Raw genomic sequence first — 22,441 nt, 5'->3', positions numbered from 1 at the left:
AAAAGCTGGGCAGTAAAGAAAAATAAAATTAGTGAAAATTACTAATAAGCTATATTAGCTAAATTTAAAATCCAATGAAGTGTAAAAGGTATAGGACAGTAAGTAAAAAGTTGATAATAAGCTGGAAGGAGCGAATAAATATCAAGGACTAGCAATAACTTTTCAATAAATCCAGAATAAATCTGAGCAGACCAACTGCTAGATTTTATAACTCTTTAAAAAGACCAAAATATGAATACATTGTTTAAATCTTTAAGTATCGCGCTATTGTCTATTTCTACCATGCTAGCGAGCATGTCAGCGACTGCCTATGACCCGCAGGACAGAGCTATTATCGAAGATAAAGTACAGCTCATCGTTGATAGTATGGAAAGGATGGATTTTGCCCCTATCTTTGCGATGATGCCATCGAAAGTCTATGACTACTTTGCCGAGAGCACCGGTATGTCTGTAGACGATATCAAACAGTTGATGATGGCTCAGTCGCAGCAGGTGTTTGCCGGTATGTCAGAAGATATGGTGTTTACTTATCTAGTAGACTTAGATAATGCCAAAGTTCGTCAGTCAGAGATTGGCCGTGACTATCTTATTATTCCAACCAAGTTAGATATGATGAATGACGGCATGGGCATCGTGATGCAAGGGAACATGGTGGCTTTTGAGGATGATGGGAAGTGGTTTCTCATGCGAATAGCGAACCAACAGCATCTGGATATAATTGCTGATATTTATCCTGATTTGTACGATTTAGAGCTATTTGAAGCCACAACCAATGTGTATGACCCTGAAGAGATGACAGAATAGATACGTCTTGTTAGGTCTAGACTATAGTCTTTGGTTTACTGGGTTAGTAGCTAGGGACTACTCGCTTCACTTTGACTATGATTGATGGTTTAGTATTCAATCAAAGCACCTTGTTAATCAAAATAGTAAAGATAGGTTAAGTAGCATGAAATCTGGGCTAAATGATAATGCCTAGAGGTAAGGTCTTTGACTTAATTAACCCTCAAGGGATGAGGGCAAATTTATAAGACATTAATATATGGCCACTTCTTCTACGCTCGCTAGCCTTGCACCTTGATTATTTTTCAATCAGCGCCATAATGAGACTATATATTCCTTATAGTCTCTCTGAACATCGCGTCCATTCAGTTTAACTCCCCAATTGTTAATAAGTGAGGTCATCTTATGACTGACAATAACCAAACCTCTGCCTTAGATATTGAACAAACGGATATCAAAAGCAATATCACTATTACTGAATCTGCCCAAGTTTACTTAGCAGAATTATTGGCTAAGCAAGAAACCGATGGTATCGGCGTTCGTATCTTTGTTGAGCATCCTGGCACACCGCGCGCTGAATGTTGTATGGCATACAACCAACCGGGCGAAGAAGATGCCGCGGACTTACAGCTACATTACGAGCACTTTACTGCCTTTATTGATGCGGCATCAGTGCCATATTTGGAAGATGCGGTCATTGATTACAACAAAGATCGCTTTGGTGGTCAGCTAACTTTCCGTGCACCAAATTCGAAGATTCCAAAAGTGGGTGAAGATGCTAGTGTCGAAGAGCGCATCAACTATGTACTACAATCTGAGATTAATCCTGGACTCGCCTCACACGGGGGTAATGTTCAGCTTATGGAGCTGATTGACGATGAAGCAGGGTTGACTGCTGTATTGAAGTTCGGTGGTGGTTGCCAAGGCTGCTCAGCAGTAGATATGACGCTGCGTCAAGGTGTGGAAGTTCAGCTAAAGCAGCAAGTGCCTGAGCTGATGCAAGTGGTTGATGAAACCGATCATTCGCGCACTGAAAATGCTTATTATCAATAAGTATGCTGGTTGCGATTGGTAGTTAAGATGGCCTAAATTGTCATGACTGTTATTACCAATAATAATTTTAGTCTGAACAATAAGTCATTATATTCATATAAGAGCTGGGTTATCATGAGTGATAACTCGGCTTTTTTATTTGCATAAATTTGCTAGGGTGTGTCCGCAATTGCAGCACAAGACTAAAAATGAGATAGAATTTTGCCAATCGGTGAAAATTTTGCAGAGAATATGAGCTTACTGTCTAGAGACTTTCGCCGAGTGGCTCTGTTAATCTAGGCTATAGCCAGTATTGCCGCCCCATTACATGCTAGGGTCGTTAATTGCGAACACGCCTTAGTCTATTATTGATTTTTCACTCTACTAGGAGACGATATGAGCGACCAAAACATCGAGCAAAGTCCAAATAGTAACCACCGCCTAGAGACCCTTGCTATCCATGCTGGTTATAGCGTGGAGCCGACGACCAAGGCGGTTGCCGTCCCCATTTATCACACTAGCTCGTATGCCTTTGATGATACTCAACATGGTGCAGATTTGTTCGACCTTAAGGTCCAAGGCAATATCTATACGCGTATTATGAACCCGACCAATGCAGTGCTTGAAGAGCGCGTTGCCGCGCTAGAAGGGGGAATCGGGGCGCTGGCCGTTGCTTCAGGCATGGCCGCGATTACCTATACGGTGCAGACGGTCTGTGAAGCTGGTGATAATATCGTTGCCGTTTCTACTTTATATGGTGGTACGTATAACTTCTTTGCCCATACGCTACCGCGCCAAGGTGTTGAAGTGCGCTTCTTTGATCACAAAAACCCTGAGTCAATTCGTGACCTGATCGATGACAAGACCAAGATGGTTTATGCTGAGAGTATCGGCAACCCGCTAGGGAATATCGTGGATATTCAAGCACTAAGTGATATTGCCCATGAGTACGGTGTGCCAGTAGTGATTGATAATACCGTGGCCACACCAGCATTGTGTCGTCCGTTTGACTTTGGCGCTGATATTGTGGTGCATTCATTGACCAAGTATATGAGTGGTACGGGTACTTCCATTGGTGGCGCAATCGTCGATAGTGGTAAGTTCCCTTGGGGCGATTATCCAGAGCGCTTCCCGTTATTAAACGAGCCTGATGCCAGTTATCACGGTGTCAACTTCGTCAAAGACGTGGGCGCTGCTGCCTTTATCGCTCGTGCCCGTGTGGCTCCGCTACGTAATACTGGTGCAGCGCTTAGCCCGCTCAATGCCTTTAGTATCTTGCAAGGGATGGAGACGCTCAGCCTACGTATGGAGCGCCATGTTCAGAATGCTCAAGCGGTGGCTGAGTATCTCAAAGGTCATGACAAGGTTGCTTGGGTTAAATATGCCGGGCTACCAGACCATCCAGAGCATGCTTTGGCACAAAAATACATGAAGGGCACACCGTCTGCTATCTTAACTTTTGGTGTCCGAAGTGGTGGTGAAGGGGGTGGCCGTGAAGCTGGGGCGCGCTTCATTGATGCGCTAAATCTGGTAACACGACTAGTGAACATTGGTGATGCCAAGTCGTTAGCTTGTCATCCGGCAACGACAACGCATCGACAGCTGAATGGCCAAGAGCTAGAGCAGGCGGGTGTGTCTGAAGATATGGTCCGCCTGTCTATTGGTATTGAGCACATCGATGATATCAAGGCAGACCTTGAGCAAGCGCTAGCTAAGGCCTAATGTCATCTCAGCTTCGAGCGTTTTAACTTGCTTATAGTTTTAAATTCTAGCATACAAAAGCCCCTATCCGTTATGACAGGGGCTTTTTATTACGTGCTATTTTGGCTTAAGCCGAGTTAGCCTACCAATACATTGGTCTCGGGATAGCTGATCCGTGTTGCCTTAGGCATAGCGATTAAATAGGCCAACGTGAGGGGACCGACACGACCAGCAAACATCATAAACATGATGACCACCTCACCGGCCGGACTCAGCTCAGAGGTAAGGCCACGGCTGAGCCCCACAGTACTAAGCGCTGAGACAACTTCAAATAACACGTCTTCGAGAGAGTGGTTAGGTTCGATCACCGCTAAGATAAACACGCTCAAAAAGATAAGTATCATAGTGATACTGATGAGCGCTAAGGCCTTTCTCACTTGGCGCTCTGGAATGCGCCGCTCAAAGACAGTGACATGATTGCGTTGACGCAAAAATGCCAAGGTGGTGAGGATAAGGATGACGAAGGTCCCAAGCTTGATGCCACTGGCCGTCGATAGTGAGCCGCCGCCGATAAACATTAAAAACATCGTCAGCAAGCTACTGGCGTCAGTAAGCTGATCAATGGGGATAGTATTGAAGCCTGCGGTTCTGGGAGTAATCGCTTGGAACCATGCAGCTATGATTTGATCGCCCAATCCTAGCTGACCTAGGGTTTCTGGATTATGCCGCTCAAGAAGCCAGAATAGAATAAATGCGATTATATTCAATAGCGTAGTAGCCACCAATACCATCTTGGTATTGACGCTAATCTTGCGCCAGCTACGATGCTCGGCTAAGTCTTTAATGACCAAAAAACCTAAGCCGCCAGTGATAATAAGCGCGGTAATAATAATATTAATGCTCGCATAACTCACGTAAGGTGCTAAGCTATCAGCAGTTAAGGCAAAGCCAGCATTATTGAATGCCGAGATAGTATAAAAAAACCCGTGGTAGATGGCCTCCTGACTGCTCATATGTGGCCAAAAGGCCATTGTCAGGGCTACGAAGCCGATAGATTCGACCGTCAATGAGATCATCATCACAGCCTTTGCCGTATCAAAAATATTACCAAAGCTGGTCTCGGCGAACGCTTCGCGGGCGATCATCTGACTAGGAATATTAAGGCGGCGCTGAAGACTAAAAAAGGCTAGCACGGCAAAAGTCATAAAACCTAGCCCGCCAAACTGAATAAGAAAGGCGATCACCAACTGACCAAAGCGAGTAAAATTCGCGGTGTCAACGATACTCAGCCCCGTCACCGTAACCGCTGACGTCGCTGTAAATGCGGCCTGCATCCAAGTAATATTATCGAAGGTAGCACCAGGTAGTTTTAGAAGGCAGCTGCCAGAGGTTATTAGAACTATAAATCCTAGGGCTAGGATTACGGGTGGAGACATTAACAGCCGTTTGCGAACGTTCATCATGCACTACCTACATTAAAGTACCTAAACCAGAGCCATTTGAAGGTGGCACCAATAAACTAATGTTAAAAGCAAAAATTGACAGCAGACAATTTAAATGTCGATATCATTATTAGCTGAGTTAGTGTCGGCGGAAGTATTTCGCCAATCTTTTTAAATCTTCAAGGCGACCAATAAACACCAGCCTGTCACCAGGTTGGACGGCCCGGTCATCATTAAAGACACGGATCATCTCTCCTTGGTGGATAAGTAACACTAATGAAGTGGTGGGATGAGAGTTTCGAATCTTGGCAATGGTCTGCGGTGTAAAGTTTGGATGAACGTCAATACGTACTAGGTACTCTTCACCGCCTAGCGCCAGATACTGCTTCATCATGGGATAGTTCATCGCTTGAGCAATTCGGATACCCATATCTTGTTCAGGATGGATGATATTCTCAATTCCCAAACTATCAAGGATGGCATGATGGGCGTCAGTCTTCGCTTTGACCCACAGATTTTTGGCGGGCAGATTAATGAGGTTTAGCGTACACAGTAGGCTGGCTTCTAGATTATCACCGATACTAACCATAATACCGTCAAACTGACTTAAATTAAGCTCCTTGATGGTTTCTTTATCCGTTGCATCAGCAATGACAGCGTGACTTAGCTCGCCGCTTACCTTGCTGACCTCACGATCATCCATATCGATACCTAGGACTTCATTGCCTTGGCGCTGCAGCTCAAAAGCACAAGCGCGGCCAAATACGCCCAATCCAATTACAGCAAACTGCATAGTTTATCCTCAGTAGGGATGCGGCCTATTACTCCATTTATCGATCTATTTTTTGATCGGTTAGTAGATGCTTAGGCACTTGCATATCTTAGTCTATCGGCACTTGTGCCGCGTTTATTATCCGGCCAAAACTCGGCGAGATATGTCTTGATACTGCCGCGCTTCAAGGCGAGGGCCCATCTGCTGAATTACCTGACTGGCCACTTCACTGGCAAGTCGGCCACACTCAGGTAAGGTGTAGTGCTGAGCTAAAGCATATAAAAAAGCACCAGAGTAGTTATCACCAGCACCATTGGTATCAATGACATCAATAACCTTGGGGGTGGTTACCTCATGAATCTCAATACTGCCTTCATGCTGGTTAGCAATAACCGCACCATTCGCCCCATCGGTAACGACTGCGGTTTGGCAAAACTCAGTCAGGGCGCGTGCTGCTGCTTTAAGCTGTTTTTTGCCAGTGAATAATTTTGCCTCTTCACTATTACAGAATATCACTGCCACGCCATTGCCAATCATATTTAGCAGACCTTCTTTGGCAAACTTAACGACAGCAGGGTCTGCAAAGCTTAAAGCAATATTGACATTGTGAATACCGGCTTGTTGACGTAGCTTGGTAACCGCAGGCTGTAGGTTCTCTGACATGGCGAGATAGCCTTCTAAATACAGCCAGCTCGTTTGGCTTAAGGCCTCAAGGTTAATGTTCTCTTCACAGATATCGCTTGAGGTGCCTAGGTAGGTCTGCATCGTACGCTCAGCGTCGGGGGTGATGGCCACTACACATGAGCCAGTGACGCCGCCTGTATGGATAGATTGCTTGGAGGTAGCCACACCAGACTTGTGCAAGTCTTGTAGATAAAAATGACCTTGTTCATCATCGCCCACTCGGCAGGCATAAAAAGCCTTACCGCCAAGACTGGCAAAGGTAAACATCGCATTGGCTGCCGAGCCGCCCCCAGCGAGCTTTGAAGGTTCAATTTCAGCGCTACTTAGATAGTCTAATAGGGTCTGTTGCTCCTCTAGACTGGCCAGTGACATATTGCCTTTTTCAAGACCTGTTTGACTCAGGTGTGTTTCTGAAAGTAGATACTCGTGATCGACTAAGGCATTGCCAATGGCCATAACGTCATACATGCGGTTGCTCCAAATTAAATCTATAATTAATCGTAGTGTAGGCTAATAAAAAGTTATTTTAGGCAAAATCTATCACAAAAATAGCAACTAAGGTATTAACCTCTCACTATCTTTTTATTCAAGATTTTAATTCTATAACGCAATTTATAATCAGTTTATTATAAGCTGTTAATAGTGGTTGTTATTGACTGTTAAAGCTGCTCTTGTAGTGTCAATAGGCGCTGATATAAGGCGTTTTTCTTAACACCGGTAATATCTGAGGCCAGAGCCGCTGCTTTTTTGACCGACAAGTCCTCTAATAGGCGCAATAGTAGGCCATCGTGTTGCTCTAAATCATCATAATCAGATTGCAAATTTCCGCCAACGACCAACACAATCTCGCCTTTTTGCTGATTAGGATCGCTTTGTACAAAATCATAAAGCTCACCTAAGGTGGTCTTTCGCACGGTCTCAAAGGTTTTAGTCAGCTCGCGGCAATAAGTAACGGGACGATCTGCGCCAAAGATTGCGCTCATATCGGCTAGGCAAGCGGCAATACGGTGCGGGGCTTCATAGAATATTAAAGTTTCTAATCGCGATTTTAAGTCTTCAAGCTGCTTTTGTCGGCCATGCGTTTTTGCAGGTAAAAACCCCAAAAAGCTAAATCGATCTGAGGGCAATCCCGCGACAGATAAAGCTGCGATAACGGCGCTTACACCAGCGACAGGTATGACGGTGACCCCTGACTGATGGGCGGCTTGCACCAGCTGAAAGCCAGGGTCGCTCACTAGCGGAGTACCGGCATCGCTGATCAACGCTATAGGGTGACCATTTTCAATCATTTCGATAATTTTAGGGGTTTGCACTTCGCTATTGTGCTCGTGATAGGCCCAAGTTTTAGTATCAATATTAAAGTGGTTTAGTAATTTACCTGAGGTTCTAGTGTCCTCACAGGCGATAATATCGACTGCTTTTAGAGTATTGATAGCACGGGGCGTCATGTCATCAAGATTGCCAATAGGGGTGGCGATGACATATAAGCAGGCAGGGATGGACATGAGGGCCTCAATAACGATTGGAATGAGTGGCTAAATGACGTAACAAGCTAGTGTATCATGATGTGCTAGAATAATTCGGTGATGATTCTTTACTAGCGGGCGTGTTAAGGGCCATTAAGTGCTTATTATAAAAGATAACCATCAGATTGAGTAATAAAAGATAGTCATTATAATAATTAGTATGCCTGCAATGCTTTCCCATTAAATAATAGCGATTTCTCAGATATAAACAATGATTAGATATAAATCGTAAGTAGCATGGCTTATCACTGCCAATACTCTTTAATAGCACTCATCATAGGCAAGCATTATAGGCAAAACTATTATGACCCAAGATTCGCTGAGCTTGACCTCACCTAAGCAGCGCCAAGGTAGCCGATTTGAGCAGTTAGCCCTAGAATATCTGCAACTACAAGGGCTTACTTTAATCGCGCAAAACTGGCTAGCGGCTAGAGTGGGCGAGTTGGACTTGGTCATGCTAGACTCTGGGGATAGTTGGGATACGCTAGTATTCGTCGAGGTTCGCCAGCGCAAACAAGGCAACTTTGGCGATGCTTTTACCAGTGTGACACTGAGCAAGCAGCGCAAGATTATCAAAGCTGCCAGTCACTTCTTGCGGCAGCACCCAAAGTTTGCCACTTGTGAATGTCGATTTGACGTGGTGGCCTTCTGTGATGAGCAGTCGCCACCGGACTGGCTAGCGGGAGCATTTCTAGCGTCGGCATGGTCATAAGGCCTTTATCTTATTAAGCTTGCTTGTGTCACCATGATAGTTTTATACCATGATCATTGGCGACTATTTATACACGCAAGCCGCAGTGTGCAGTGTATAGTCACTCCTAGTTAAAACTGGCACGCCAAACAGTAGTTGGTACAACTTGACGGGCTAGACATCGTGATATAACTGAGGTGGGCGCAAATTCATCCCAACGACTTTGTGGCACATCTAAATTGGACTGATTATAGACTATCAGTAGAGACATTTTCTCGCTATGATAGGCTTAATGCTAATGCCATCTTCATAATAGCCAAACAGTAAGTTCTTTATAAACGACGATGCAGCGGTACTGGGATGATTTTTGGCAGCCTCTATCGGCGTACCCGTAGCAAGCTAGAAGAATTTGTAGCAGCTTTGCAGCATAAGACAATGACGCTATGTTATTTAGAATTGACTGTAGTTAAGAGACATTGATTAAGAGGCATGTGTTACAACGTTAGGGTTAATTTTTTGAGTTGGCCGCTACAATCGCAAACTTATCGATCAATTGCCAATCTATCAAGAGTAGGGTGACCATGTTAAAGAAGCCATCGCTAAATATACCAGTCACATTATTACAGCAGATTAAGCTAAATAAGCTTATTGAGCAAAATAAGTCACTAAATTTGCCATTTTATGGCTCAGCTATGGCCGGGTTGTTGGCTAGCGTATTGCTGACAAGCTGTGCATCGTTGCCCGTCGGACAGACGCCCGCAACCACACAATCGAATCAGCCAAGCTATCCGACCAATTATGGCGTCCCTGTCACAGAGCGCACTATATCGCAGCGCTTGTTAGACCGCAGTATTGAGCATACGGCCAGTGTCAACATTAAGGCATTAGACCCAAATCTATCCGAGACCAGCCGCCTTAGTGTCGATAGCTTCTATAGCGACGTCCTATTGACAGGCGAGGTCCCCACTGAAGCACTTAAATCGCAAGTTGCAGCGATTGTAAGCTCTATGCCTGATGTTCGGCAGGTCTATGACGAGCTAAAGGTAGCCCCCAATCGTGGATATAGCTCAACGCTACAAGATGGCTATATTACCTCTAAGTTTATGGCCAAAGTATTGGCCAGTAATGGGGTAAAATCCTCTCAGGTCAAGGCAGTGACTGACAATGGTGTGCTATATATTATGGGCCGAATGACCCCGACTCAGCAAAGTCATCTTATCGATATTGCTAATCAGACGGTCGGTATTACTGAGTTGGTGCTGCTGACGACACTGCTCAACGATAATGGGCAGGTATTAACCGATCAAGACGTTATGCATGAAAGCAATCTTGAGGCACCGACCATTGATACTCCAAATACGGATGCGGGCAATCAGGCACAACATAGCCAAGTGCTTAATCATGGTGGTACGCCGAGCGAGCAGCCTGCCGCAGTGAACTATTCGTCAGCGCCTATTAACCCAGTACCTGTTAATCCTGTACCTGTCAATTCAGGCGTGCGTAACTCAAGCAGCAGTAGTGCTGTTGATGTGCCACCAGGGACCAGTCCTTATATTGACCTGTACCGCGACCAAGTCATCAATTAAGCGACCAGCTAAGATTTAGTGTTCAGTGGTTCAGTAATAAGGGATTAAAGATAGCGCGGTAATGGCTTTGGTCTCTCAGTAGCTTAGGTGATTGGCTGCTGCTCCCTTTGAGTATCAGGAGGGGTAAAGCTACTCCTTAATCACCGTAGAGAATGGGTCACAACATGGAAGTGAATACGCGAATTATTAAGGTCATTCAGCAGCTCGCCAGTAATAAGCGGCCTAAATATCTGCGTCCTACGGATAGCGGATTGGCGTTGCCTGCTGTAGTTGCAGCAGGAGTTATAGCAGCTTTGCTTTTTAGTCGGCAGGCTTTTGCTATATCTTCGTTGGACTTGGTTAATGCTATAACACCGGATGGCGGCGTGGGTGTCTCAAAAAACATCAGCTATGGCACTGGCGCGTTACAGAATCTCGATATCTACTATCCTAAGGCGCTTGCTCATGCGATCCGTAAGGGCAAGACTATCGATGAGCGGTATCCACTGGTGGTATTTGTTCATGGCGGATCGTGGGAGAGTGGTAATAAAGACCAGTATGCTTTTGTAGGTCAGAGCTTCGCACAAGCTGGTTATGTCACTGCGGTGATTAACTACCGAAAAGCACCTGACTTTGTTTATCCCGCCTTTGTAGAAGATACGGCGCAAGCGATTGCATGGACTTACAAAAACGCTGATAAATTCTATGCCAGTCCCGAGCTGATGGCCGTTGTCGGGCAGTCAGCAGGGGCTTTTAATGCAGTCGCTGCTGTCTCCAATAGTGATTTCTTAGCGCCCTTTGGCTTGAAGCCGACCGATGTCAAAGTGGTCGTTGGTATTGCAGGTCCTTATAGTTATGACTTTCGTAAGTATGACAGCCGAGCTGCTTTTCCAAAAGACGGCCAGCCCGAGAGCATCATGCCGGATAATTTAATCAAAGGCGCTCAGCCTGAGTATTTATTATTGACCGCCGAAAACGATGACATTGTCCATGATATGAATAGCAAAAAAATGGTCGCCGCATTGAAAGCTGCTAACGCCAAGGTGACGACAGGCATCATTAAAAATGCCAATCACGCGACCAGTATTGGTGCTATGGCGACGCCGCTCCGTGGCCTTAATGATGTACGAGAGCAAGTACTTAGCTATTTAACTAAGGCCTTAAAGTAAATTTGCTCTAAATCAGCTGATAGACCTGTTGTTAAAGTCGATCCGTTAAGCTTCACAAGACGGCTGGCCTAAGTCTTGGTATAATTACTCCCTATTAAACTTATTTTTCATGAAATGACTTCTAGCTACTGAAGTTTTATCAGTATTATTAGGGCCTGTCCTGCTTTACCAAAACTAACGTTTAATGGACTTAAAATGGCGATAGCTTTTATTAACTGAGCCAATATTTGCAAATTTCTAGACAATATGTTCATATTCTCTACAAGATTTCCTTTGATTGACAAAATCTATCTCATTTTAAGTTTCATAAGCTAATTAAGGACAAGCCCTAGCGTTTTTTAACGCTAGGATTTATTACATAGCAAATTGCTAATTATCACAGGTAACCCCCATGAGTATGAACGCTGACGATTTAATCGCCTTTCTTAAGCCACACTTTCCAAAAGCCTTTATTCAAGCTGCTAACCAAGGTAACAAATTTGACGTTCGCGTTGTAGATGCCAGCTTTGAAGGCAAACGCAGCGTACAGCGTCAGCAGGCCATTTATGCGCTAGTTAATGAAAAGATTGCTAGCGGTGACATCCACGCCTTAAATATTCAAGCGCTGACACCAGCGGAGTGGGAGGCACAGCAAGCTGGCTAATAATGAACCGCCTCAGCTTAGCATCGCCCCACCTAGTAATATTGAGCAGCACTTGATCTTGCTGCTCAGTCTAAACCTCAGTTAGCCTTTGGATACCCCCTATGGAACAATTTTTAATTACTGGTGAAAGCCGCATTGCGGGTGAAGTCACCATCTCTGGCGCCAAAAATGCCGCTTTGCCATTACTCGCTGCCATGATATTGGCTAAGACGCCAACCACATTACATAATGTGCCCTCTTTACAAGACGTTCGTACCCTAATCAAGCTTATATCAGGCATGGGCATCGTCATTAGTAAAGAAGGCGATACCGTCACTTGTAATACCAAAACTATTGACAGCTTCTATGCCCCCTATGACTTGGTCAAGACCATGCGCGCCTCTATTTTGGTACTAGGGCCTTTGCTAGCACGCTTCGGTGAGGCTGAAGTCTCATTGCCAGGTGGCTGTGCGATTGGCTCACGTCCTGTAGATCAGCATCTTAAGGCCTTTGAAGCGATGGGCGCTGAGATTATTGTCGAAAATGGCTACGTAAAAGCTCGCGCGCCTAAAGGCGGTAAGCTTATCGGCTGTGAGTTTAGTTTTGATATGGTTACCGTTGGTGGTACCGAAAATGTCATTATGGCCGCGGCTTTGGCCAAAGGTACTACTAGGCTGGAGAACTGCGCGCGTGAGCCAGAAGTCGTTGACCTTGCCAATATGCTGGTCAAGATGGGCGCTAAGATCAAAGGCATCGGTACGGCCAATCTCGTTATTGAAGGGGTTGATGAGCTGCACGGCTGTGAGTATTCTGTCGTTCCTGATCGCATTGAGACGGGCTCTTATCTTGCTGGCGCACTGATGACCAGTGGTGATGTCCTCACCAAAAAGACAGACCCTGCCTTATTGCAGCCGGTACTTAAGAAGTTCCAAGCGATGGGCGCTACCGTTACGACTGGGGATGATTGGATTCGCGCGCAGATTACCGGTCGCCCGCAGCCTGTCGATATCCGCACCCAGCCACACCCAGGGTTTCCTACTGATATGCAAGCCCAGCTTATGGCGATTTGCTGCTTGGCAAATGGTACTAGCACTATTATCGAAAATATCTTTGAAAATCGCTATATGCACGTCCCAGAGCTAAAGCGCCTTGGTGCCAATATCAAGGTGGATGGTCACACGGCGATTATCAAAGGCGTCGAGAAGTTTACCGCTGCGCCAGTGATGGCGACCGACCTTAGAGCTTCTATGTCACTAGTAATGGCAGCGGCGGCGGCTGAGGGCGAAAGCCTTATTGACCGTATCTACCACATTGACCGTGGCTATGAAGATGTTGAAAGTAAGCTGCGTGGTTTAGGTGTCAATATCGAGCGCATTAATAGCAAAGATTAATAGCGACCATTAAATAGTAAAACTAAAGGTGTGAGCGGATGCAGCCGGCCCTGCGATTCGCTACTATATTTATATATCGTCGCGTTGAGGTGGGCGCTAATCTACCTCAAGCGAATACCACTTACTAACAAAATAAAATAATAGACCTTACTATGATCCAATCTAATGAGCTGCTCAACCAAGCTGATAGCGAGTACAACGGCCTTACTTTAGCCCTATCTAAGGGACGTATCTTAAAAGAGACCTTACCGCTGCTCAAAGCAGCTGGCATTGAATTGCTAGAGGACGTCGAAGCTTCGCGTAAGCTCATCTTCCCGACTTCGCATCCTGATGTTCGCGTACTTATTCTGCGCGCCAGCGACGTGCCCACCTACGTCGAGCATGGTGCCGCTGATTTTGGGGTAGCAGGAAAGGATGTACTGCTTGAGCATAGCGCTAGCCATGTCTATGAACTACTGGATTTACAGATAGCTCAATGCAAGCTAATGACCGCAGGTATTAAGGGGGCCAGCTTGCCCAGCCGTCGACTACGCGTCGCTACCAAATACGTTAACGTTGCGCGCGCTTACTTCGCCAGCCAAGGTCAACAGGTCGATGTAATTAAGCTTTATGGCTCAATGGAGCTTGCACCGCTCGTCGGTCTTGGTGATTTAATCGTCGATGTGGTCGATACGGGTAATACGCTACGTGCCAATGGTCTTGAGCCACTTGAGCATATTTGTGACGTGTCATCACGCCTTATCGTCAATCAGGTTAGCTACAAGCGTAAGTTTGCGCTGCTTGAGCCGATACTTGCAAGCTTCAAAGAGACTATAGCGTCGAGTAGCACCTAAACATTGTACAACCACGCTTGAAGCATAAAATCTATCACCATGATTGATAATTTAAACCAGTGCGTCGCATAAGATTTTAGTCTTGCGTGATACACTGGTTTCAGTCGTTTTATCCTCTCCTATATTCCATATAAGCGTCATTTTAGTGATCTGGTTTAGTTGCTAATTAGCTAGCTGCTAGTTAAATTAGTTATTAAAATGCCGATTTATAGTTATACCATAGTCATCATCTAGCACTTGTAAAGGATACTTCATGCGCACCCTAACCAGCACCGATGCCGATTTTGATAGCCAACTTGCCCAGTTGCTCGCTTTTGAGACCGTCAATGATAAAGACCTGCTCACCACTGTTGATGATATTATCGCCCAAGTTCGCAGCAGTGGTGATGAGGCTGTGCTAGCGCTGACGCAAAAGTTTGATCAGCATCCGGCCCAGTCGATGGCAGAGCTAGAGTTGACCCAAGAAGCACTAGCAAAAGCTTTTACAGAGCTAGATACCGATGTCAAAGAAGCACTAACCACAGCGGCTACCCGTGTTGAAGATTTTCATAAACGTCAAGTGCAAGAGACTTGGGACTATACAGATGAGCTGGGCAATCGTCTTGGCCAAAAAGTCACTCCGCTTGATAGAGTTGGTATCTATGTTCCCGGTGGTTTGGCCTCTTATCCGTCGTCTGTTTTGATGAATGCTATTCCCGCTAAAGTCGCTGGCGTGCGTGAAGTCATTATGGTTGTGCCAGCGCCCAAAGGTGAGTTAAACCCACTGGTCCTCGCCGCAGCCCACCTCGCTAAAGTCGATCGCGTTTTTACCATTGGCGGAGCTCAGGCTGTAGCGGCATTGGCTTATGGCACCCAAAGTATTCCTCAAGTGGATAAGGTTACCGGTCCTGGCAATAAATACGTCGCCGCTGCCAAGCGTGCGGTATTTGGTCAAGTCGGTATCGATATGATCGCTGGTCCATCTGAGGTGTTGGTCTACGCTGAAGGCGAAGCGGCAGATCGTGCCGACTGGCTAGCGATGGATTTATTGTCGCAAGCAGAGCATGATAGCGTAGCTCAAGCTATATTTGTCACTACTTCACAGGCGCAGCTTGATGCTGTCGCTGCCGAGATTGAAAAGGCTTTAGCAATATTGCCTAAGGCTGACATTGCCCGTCAAGCGCTGCAAAATCGCGGTGCGCTTATATTAGTCAAGGACCGTAGTGAGGGTATAGCAGTGATCAACCGTGTCGCTCCTGAGCATCTAGAGTTGTCTATGGATGACCCTGATAGTGTGGTAAATGACATTCGTCATGCAGGGGCAATCTTTATGGGACGCCATACCCCTGAGGCAATTGGTGACTACTGTGCTGGTCCTAACCATGTGCTACCAACTTCAGGTACGGCAAGGTTCTCATCACCCTTAGGTGTTTATGATTTTCAAAAGAAATCTTCGCTTATTTACTGTAGTGAGTCAGGCAGTAAGCCTTTGGCTCAGACCGCAGATATTTTAGCGCAGCGTGAAGACTTAGAGGCGCATGCTCGATCGGCTCGCTACCGTAGCTAATTTGGTATTTATGCTCTTATTAGAGCCTTTATCATTATTAATAGTGATGCTATGAACCGTATCGTTATTAAAATAGGGGTACGGTGGTAACTGTTAGTGCAGTCAGTAATAAGCGACGCCAGTTGTCGTGTAAAAGACGCTGACGGTGGTATTTTAGAGCGTTATTGTCGCCAGTGCATTTGTGCCATGATAGAATTCATTGATTATCTTTACCCTATCAATTGAATACTCTAGAGTGTACGACTATTCTTGATTTAACTGTGATATAGCAAAGCGGAAGCCCTAATGAGTGAGTATAAGATCGATACTAGATTGTGGTCCACCAAAGCCCGAAACCTCATGCCTTATACCCCCGGTGAGCAGCCTCGGCATGATAACCTATGTAAGCTAAACACGAATGAAAATCCATTTCCACCCTCTGTGAAGGTGGCTGAGGCGATTGCTGCTGAGCTGGCTGAGCAAGCGACAGGGCTACGCTTGTACCCTATGCCTGAGTCTAATAATTTAAAGCAGTCTTTGGCAGAGACTTACCAAGTGCAGCCTGAGCAAGTCTTTGTAGGTAACGGCTCAGATGAAGTACTGGCGTTGGTATTTGCCTGCTTTTTTTTGAAAGAGCGGCCGCTGTTAGCCCCCGATATTAGCTATAGCTTCTACCCTGTTTATGCTGAGACTTTCGGGATTGAGATGGTGCAGATTCCGTTAAGCGAAGATTTTAGTATAGATACAGATGATTACCGCCGTCCTTGTAGTGGGGTTATTATTGCTAATCCTAATGCACCGACAGGACTGTTATTATCCCTTGACGCTGTTAGCAAGCTTGCTAGTGAGCATCCCAACGCGGTGATTGTTATCGATGAAGCCTATATCGACTTTGCCCGCGCTGATAATGGTGCTCAAGTTTCGGCGGTAAGCTTAATCAACGATTTTGATAACTTATTGGTCACTCAGACGTTTTCTAAGTCTCGCTCATTGGCAGGGCTACGTGTCGGTATGGCCTTTGGTAATGTCTCATTGATAGCAGCATTAACGCGGATGAAGAATAGCTTTAATAGCTATCCTCTTGATAAGTTAGCGCAAGCGGGTGCGACGGCATGCCTACAAGATACTGAGTACTTTGAGCAGGTTTGCGCTAAGATTATTGAGCTGCGTGAAGCGATGACTAAAGGTCTAGTTGGACTAGGGTTTGAGGTGCTACCATCGCATGCTAACTTTGTGTTCGCACGCCCTAAAGATGGCAATGCTGCTGAGATAGCAGCGAATCTGCGTGAGAAGGGCATTATTGTGCGCCACTTTAATGCACCGCGAATCAATGAGTACTTGCGAATTACTGTCGGTACTGAAGCACAGACCCAGCGATTAATCTCAGCGTTACAAGAGATGCAAGAGTAGGGCGCAGTCATTTTAGCTAAGGCGATACGATTTGTTTAAGTCAATGTGATTTATCTAAGTCAATATAGTTAGCTTTGATGCGATTATTACCGACTGTTTATAGGCCCTAGTTTTAGACAGTCGGTTTTATTTTGGTTGCGCTGCTGCCAATACTCCCAGTAGATTACCTACCTTATCAAGGCATTCTTGATATTCTGCCGCGCAGTCCGAGCTTACAGTGATGCCGCCACCTGCCCACAAGCTCACTTGACCGCTACTGTTAGCCTGTAAAGTGCGAATCAGCACATTCCACTGCCCCGAGCCATCAAAATTCATATAACCCATCGTGCCGCAGTATGCGCCGCGAGCTGTGCTTTCAAGCTCGGCGATAATCTCTACTGCACGCTTTTTGGGCGTTCCGGTAATTGAGCCAGCAGGCAAGCTGTCAAACAGCATAGTCAGGGGGTGAACCTCCTCGCGGATAGTCGCGGTAATGGTACTTACCATATGATGGACATTGCTAAAGCTCTCAATGGCGAAGAGTTTAGGTACTTTAACGCTACCCGTCTGCGCATATTTTCCCAAGTCATTGCGTAATAAGTCCACTATCATCACGTTTTCAGCACGGTCCTTATCACTGTTGGCCAGCTCGGTCTTTAGCGCATTATCTTCTTCTACATTGTGGCCTCGTGGTCTCGTGCCTTTAATAGGTTTGGTACGGATTTGTTGTTTGCCTTCTAATGAGCTTTCAAATACGAAGAATAGTTCAGGGGAGCAGCTAAGCAGCTCAAAATCAGCCAAATGTAGATAACCTGCAAAAGGAGCCTGCGTATTGGCGTGTAGGGCAGGCAGGTAGTCTATTAATTGAAGATTGGGGCGGTTAAGCGAGCGCGGATGGCAGGCGTGATTATTGGTTAGATAACCTCGCCACGCTTGCGTCAGGTTAATCTGATAGCAGTCTCCTTGGTTAAGGTACTGCTGCGTTCGAGCAAAAGCATATTGATAGTCTGGATAGTCCCAGTCCGGTTGCAGGTGTAACGCGGGTGGTGAAGCAAGGTAAGGTAATGATTCTGGTGCAGGCAAAGACAGCTGATTATCGATACTATCTAAGCATTGCTTAATGCTATCAATAATAGTGGCGTCGGTATCTTCTTGGGTGATCAGCTGCCAACCCTCAGCACGCGCTTGCAGCGTAATGTCATAATGCCCTAAGTAAGCATAGGGCTGATCGGCATTAGCAATGTCTGATTTAGGGCTTAACTGCTGCGCGGCGATATCGTAACCAATAAAGCCTATCAGCCCATTAATGTACTGCGATGAGGTCGAATCTGTATCACAATTAGTGATAGAGGAATGCTGAGCATCATTAGTCTGGGTATACGCAATCAGCTCTTGTTGCCATGATTCTGTACTTAAGGTTTTTTCAACACACGCACTATAGCCACTAGCGTTGCGTTCGGTCGCTACTATATGTAGAAGAGGCGTAGTATTGGTAGCTTTAGGCGAGAGGGGATAGGCTGACCAACTGGCTTTAGGCAATAGGCCAATGACTGGCGCGCCATCGTTATTTAACCAACAAATGTGCCAATATAGCTCGGAGCCATTTGTTGGCAATCTCGCGGTTGATGCTTCTGATAGCATCTCTGGCAATGCCTTTAGTAAAAGCCTGATAAGCTCAGGGGCTTCCATACCGCCAAACTGCCAATAATTGTCCATCTCTGTACTATCTAAACGGTTCAAACCAGTACTGCTACCACACTCGCTCATCTAACTTTATGCCTCAAATTTTTTGATAATTAATGCGGCATTGGTACCACCAAAGCCAAAGCTGTTGCTCATAATAGTATGCAGATTAGCTTCACGAGTTTGAGTGACGATATCAAAGCCACTCGCTGCTGGGTCCAATTGCTCAATATTGATACTGGGCGCGATAAATCCTTGTTGCATCATCAGTAGACAGTAGATTAGCTCTTGTGCCCCTACAGCGCCAAGACTGTGTCCTGTCATCGATTTGGTCGAGCTGATTGGTGGCAATTCAGTGTTAACCACTGCACGCGAGGGAATATTAATATTTTCAAATTCAGATTGATATGGAGTCTGATGGGCATCGGCAAATAGCGCAGCAATAGCGTTAAGCTCAGTGATATCACCGAGTGGCGTGCTAGTACCATGAGTGTTAATGTAGTCAACGCTTAGTAGCCCTGATTGATTCAGTGCTTGCTGCATGCAGCGCAGAGCGCCGTCGCCACTTGGCGCGACCATCTGCGCACCATCAGAGCTTGCACCGTAGCCGACTATCTCGGCCAAGATAGGCGCTCCACGCTTCTGCGCATGCTCTAAGCTTTCTACCACGACCATAGCGCCGCCGCCAGCAATGACAAAACCATCTCGGTCTTTATCATATGGACGTGAGGCCTGAGTAGGCGTCTCATTATATTGCGTACTCATGGCCCCCATCGCGTCAAACATGCAGGACTGCGTCCAGTCCTCGGCTTCACCTCCGCCAGCGATGACCATATCAAGTTTACCCAGCTGAATCAGCTCCATCGCATGACCGATACAGTGCGTAGAGGTCGCGCAGGCAGAGGATAGTGAGTAGGAAGCGCCTTTAATCTTTAGTCCGGTAGCGAGCGCTGCTGATACCGAGCTACTCATCGTCTTAGGAACGGCCATAGCGCCAACACCGCGCAGACCTTTATCTTGCATAGCAGCGACTGCGGTGGCGACATCGTGAGTAGAGGCGCCACCTGATCCCGCGACTACGCCCACGCGGGGGTTGTTACCAACAGCCTCAATCGTTAGATTGGCATGCTCAATAGCGGCTAAAGCGCTGACATAACCAAAGATTCCGGCATCACTTAAAAATCGCTTTAGCTTACGATCGATGCCGCTGGTATCAAGGCTTGCTTTATCGATACTACCGCTAATTTGAGACTTAAAGCCATGATCTGCATAGTTTGGGTTAAAACGTATTCCGGAGCGGCCTTGCTTAAGCGCCTCTGAAACGACTGCTAAATCATTACCGATACATGAGACTATACCGGCTCCAGTGATGACGACTCGGCGCATATTATAATTCCTTTAAATCAATATTAAGCTGTTGGTAGGTCGAGAATGACCAGTATAAGATTAGCGCGTTACAAATACATTGATTTTTGTTAATAACCTGAAGAGCTACCATGATGACGGCGTTTATCCTTATCAACGATTAACTGACTGTTTTGATGCACTTAGGGTGAGGATAGTCAGGCGGATTATGAAGTAAGTTTAAATTTAGATACAAAGCTAAAAACACTGATAACATTGTTTGCACTGACACTATGGGGTTAAGGATATTATGCTAATCTATATTAGGAATGCTTGCCAATAGTGATTGGTAGTTGGTAGCTTTTTGTCGTAAGAGCAGTGGGCTGTTAAGAGTTTGGCTGTTAAGAATGATTGACCAACAGACTTAAAGATTAGGTCAACAGGCAGTATTGGATGATTTTGATAATCACTTTTGGGTGTATGGTGTATCAATAATTATTGATTACGGATTGGCTTGAAAATCATCTTATTACGAGGATTATTTGACTCAACCTATTTTGACTTAACCTATAAAGACTTCAATGCTAAATTGCTAAATCAAAAATGCTAACTCAAAGCTGAAATGGTCTAGAACTTCTATTAGCATTATAGCTACCTTCCTTTCTTTTTTATGGCAATCAATCCATTATCTTAATACCCATGCATAACAATAAGGACTTAAATATGGCAAAACGCAGCGCACTTTCAAAAGGTCTTGGTACTGCTGGCAAGATGACTCGCAATAATCTAGAACGTCTAGGCTCATTTATTGACAGTGTCAATGCCAAGTCAGGAAAGCCCAAGCAATTTAAAGCGGTGGATTTAGAAAATAAGACACCCAAAAACGATTTGCTTCGTGAGCAGACGCTAAAAGCGTCGCAGCAGCTCCTTGGTCCACGCTTTGCGACGTACGGCAAGTATGCCAAAAAGGTCGTCCCTGACAGTATGTTTAGCAAGGCGATGGACAGTGCTTTTGCTCAGATCGCTAAGCTTGCAGCCAGCTGGAGCCAGCTAGATCTACCTGAGGAGAATCGCCTAGCAGGGGTTAAGTCATTAGACAATGAACAGCGTTACGCGCTAGCGACAGATATCGCTAATCAAAACCGCGCTTTAGCTACCCTTGGCGGTGTAACTGGTCTGGCCGGTCTACCAGGTATGCTTGCTGATACTTTGTGGTTACTGCTTGTCTCCTTACGTACGGTGTATCAAATCGCCGCAGTATATGACCAGCCACTGACCGGTAAGCAAGGTATCAAGATGGCTTACGAGCTACTCTCAAGCGCTGACCTTAGCAAAATGCAAGAAAAGCAGGCATTGCTAGCGGGTCTAGGCGTAGCAAAGGGCCTACTAGATAAAGCTGATAACCAAGGCTTAAGAAATGAGCTTAAAAACGTTGGCTTGCAGCATCAAAATGTAAGTCATTATGCTGAGCAAATCGATAAAATTGCTCAACAGTTTAATATTGATATCGACCACGTTAACCTTAGCTGGATGACTAAGCTACTTCCTGTCACCTCGGTCGCTGTTGGCATGCATTACAACAGCCACCTAATCGAAGAAGTAATTGGCGTTGCTCAAGCTACTTTTGCACCAGATGCCAAGCTTGCTAACCGATTGCTCTCTAGCAGTACTGATCAAGAAAGTGAAGTAAAAAGTGACTCAGAGGGTTCTGATAAATCAGAGAAGTTGAACAAAAAGTCTAGCGATGATTCTAGTCAGCACCAAGCTGACCAAGCCAAAGATGACTCGAGTAGTGAGCCGCAAGACAATGCTCAAGACGGTGATAAAAAATCTGCAATCGATAAGGCTGCCGAAAAGTTAAGTCCAAATAGCGATGAGGGTGATGCTACGGATAAAGTAGAGGCCAATAAAGACGCTAAGACTGCCTCAGCCGACGCAGAAGATGATAAGGTAAAGGCAAAGTAAGACGGTAGAGCGTGGTTTGATAACAATCAAGCTAAGCTGACCAATACGCAAAGTGACCTTTAACAGCGTCAATGCCTTTGGGTGATTGACGCTTAGTGTTACTAAAGGTTTCACAGCTACTCTTTAGGGTGATTCTATAGCCGGTATAAATTGCTTGCCTTCTTGAATTTTCCTTAAAGCGTTCTTATTTTGTGGCCTTCAATAGACTCCTCAGTAACGTAGAAGCGGCTGCTAGATTTTGATAAAAGTGAACTATTTAGACGTTTAAAAATAGCTTGATTAAGCAGACTGCATAAATTTTTTGAATTGTAAAGCTGTATTGGC

At 45.6% G+C, this 22,441-nt stretch carries 18 protein-coding genes; 12 read left to right on the top strand and 6 right to left on the bottom strand.

What is annotated here, in order from left to right:
* The first annotated feature begins 231 nt into the window (after nt 1-231).
* From EGV92_RS04395 to EGV92_RS04385, 3 genes are all read left to right on the top strand, one after another.
* Nucleotides 232-804, top strand: a complete 573-nt coding sequence (locus EGV92_RS04395; protein ID WP_131667967.1) for a TBP-associated factor 9 domain-containing protein — start codon at nt 232-234, stop codon at nt 802-804.
* Nucleotides 805-1,188: 384 nt separating this feature from the next.
* Nucleotides 1,189-1,836 carry a Fe-S biogenesis protein NfuA gene (gene nfuA / locus EGV92_RS04390; RefSeq protein ID WP_131667966.1) on the top strand — a complete coding sequence of 216 codons (648 nt, stop codon included), beginning with the start codon at nt 1,189-1,191 and terminating at the stop codon, nt 1,834-1,836.
* A 375-nt stretch (nt 1,837-2,211) separates the two neighbouring features.
* Nucleotides 2,212-3,537, top strand: coding sequence for an O-acetylhomoserine aminocarboxypropyltransferase/cysteine synthase family protein (locus EGV92_RS04385; protein ID WP_131667965.1), 1,326 nt, complete (start codon nt 2,212-2,214; stop codon nt 3,535-3,537).
* Nucleotides 3,538-3,653: 116 nt separating this feature from the next.
* Here EGV92_RS04385 and EGV92_RS04380 read toward each other — a convergent pair whose 3' ends face one another.
* From EGV92_RS04380 to rsmI, 4 genes are all read right to left on the bottom strand, one after another.
* Nucleotides 3,654-4,976 (bottom strand): TrkH family potassium uptake protein, encoded by a 1,323-nt coding sequence (locus tag EGV92_RS04380; protein WP_165525558.1) that lies wholly within the window; start codon nt 4,974-4,976, stop codon nt 3,654-3,656.
* A 121-nt stretch (nt 4,977-5,097) separates the two neighbouring features.
* Nucleotides 5,098-5,751: a potassium channel family protein gene (locus EGV92_RS04375; protein ID WP_131667963.1), complete on the bottom strand. Its 654-nt coding sequence runs from the start codon at nt 5,749-5,751 to the stop codon at nt 5,098-5,100.
* Between the two features lie 117 nt (nt 5,752-5,868).
* Nucleotides 5,869-6,882 (bottom strand): adenosine kinase, encoded by a 1,014-nt coding sequence (locus tag EGV92_RS04370; RefSeq protein ID WP_131667962.1) that lies wholly within the window; start codon nt 6,880-6,882, stop codon nt 5,869-5,871.
* A 191-nt stretch (nt 6,883-7,073) separates the two neighbouring features.
* A complete protein-coding gene (gene rsmI / locus EGV92_RS04365; RefSeq protein ID WP_131667961.1) occupies nt 7,074-7,919 on the bottom strand; it encodes a 16S rRNA (cytidine(1402)-2'-O)-methyltransferase in 846 nt (281 codons plus the stop codon).
* Nucleotides 7,920-8,244: 325 nt separating this feature from the next.
* Between rsmI and EGV92_RS04360 the strand changes: the two genes are divergently transcribed.
* From EGV92_RS04360 to hisC, 8 genes are all read left to right on the top strand, one after another.
* Entirely contained in the window at nt 8,245-8,652 is a 408-nt protein-coding gene (locus EGV92_RS04360) for a YraN family protein (RefSeq protein WP_131667960.1), read from the top strand.
* Between the two features lie 560 nt (nt 8,653-9,212).
* Nucleotides 9,213-10,217, top strand: coding sequence for a BON domain-containing protein (locus EGV92_RS04355; RefSeq protein ID WP_242678597.1), 1,005 nt, complete (start codon nt 9,213-9,215; stop codon nt 10,215-10,217).
* A 164-nt stretch (nt 10,218-10,381) separates the two neighbouring features.
* Nucleotides 10,382-11,365, top strand: a complete 984-nt coding sequence (locus EGV92_RS04350; RefSeq protein WP_131667959.1) for an alpha/beta hydrolase — start codon at nt 10,382-10,384, stop codon at nt 11,363-11,365.
* A gap of 391 nt (nt 11,366-11,756) precedes the next feature.
* Nucleotides 11,757-12,008: a BolA family protein gene (locus EGV92_RS04345; RefSeq protein WP_131667958.1), complete on the top strand. Its 252-nt coding sequence runs from the start codon at nt 11,757-11,759 to the stop codon at nt 12,006-12,008.
* Between the two features lie 101 nt (nt 12,009-12,109).
* Complete coding sequence (gene murA / locus EGV92_RS04340; protein WP_131667957.1) at nt 12,110-13,378, top strand: UDP-N-acetylglucosamine 1-carboxyvinyltransferase; 1,269 nt, start codon at nt 12,110-12,112, stop codon at nt 13,376-13,378.
* Nucleotides 13,379-13,530: 152 nt separating this feature from the next.
* On the top strand, nt 13,531-14,211 hold the full coding sequence (hisG, locus tag EGV92_RS04335; RefSeq protein ID WP_131667956.1) for an ATP phosphoribosyltransferase: 681 nt from the start codon (nt 13,531-13,533) through the stop codon (nt 14,209-14,211).
* Nucleotides 14,212-14,464: 253 nt separating this feature from the next.
* The gene (gene hisD / locus EGV92_RS04330; protein WP_131667955.1) at nt 14,465-15,757 is read left to right on the top strand and encodes a histidinol dehydrogenase; all 1,293 of its coding nucleotides are present in this window, start codon (nt 14,465-14,467) and stop codon (nt 15,755-15,757) included.
* 285 nt (nt 15,758-16,042) lie between these two features.
* Nucleotides 16,043-17,146 carry a histidinol-phosphate transaminase gene (gene hisC, locus EGV92_RS04325; protein WP_131667954.1) on the top strand — a complete coding sequence of 368 codons (1,104 nt, stop codon included), beginning with the start codon at nt 16,043-16,045 and terminating at the stop codon, nt 17,144-17,146.
* Between the two features lie 126 nt (nt 17,147-17,272).
* On the opposite strand, the gene EGV92_RS04320 is transcribed toward hisC, so the two are convergent.
* Both EGV92_RS04320 and EGV92_RS04315 read right to left on the bottom strand, forming a co-directional pair.
* On the bottom strand, nt 17,273-18,892 hold the full coding sequence (locus tag EGV92_RS04320) for an anthranilate synthase component I family protein (RefSeq protein ID WP_242678596.1): 1,620 nt from the start codon (nt 18,890-18,892) through the stop codon (nt 17,273-17,275).
* 6 nt (nt 18,893-18,898) lie between these two features.
* Nucleotides 18,899-20,194 (bottom strand): beta-ketoacyl synthase N-terminal-like domain-containing protein, encoded by a 1,296-nt coding sequence (locus EGV92_RS04315; protein ID WP_131667953.1) that lies wholly within the window; start codon nt 20,192-20,194, stop codon nt 18,899-18,901.
* 681 nt (nt 20,195-20,875) lie between these two features.
* Here EGV92_RS04315 and EGV92_RS04310 point away from each other — a divergent pair.
* Nucleotides 20,876-22,117: an EcsC family protein gene (locus EGV92_RS04310; RefSeq protein WP_131667952.1), complete on the top strand. Its 1,242-nt coding sequence runs from the start codon at nt 20,876-20,878 to the stop codon at nt 22,115-22,117.
* Nucleotides 22,118-22,441: the final 324 nt, after the last annotated feature.

Source organism: Psychrobacter pygoscelis (assembly GCF_004335015.1).
Taxonomy (GTDB): domain Bacteria; phylum Pseudomonadota; class Gammaproteobacteria; order Pseudomonadales; family Moraxellaceae; genus Psychrobacter; species Psychrobacter pygoscelis.
Note: the sequence above shows the minus strand (reverse complement) of the source record. Positions and strands in the feature narration are given on the sequence as shown.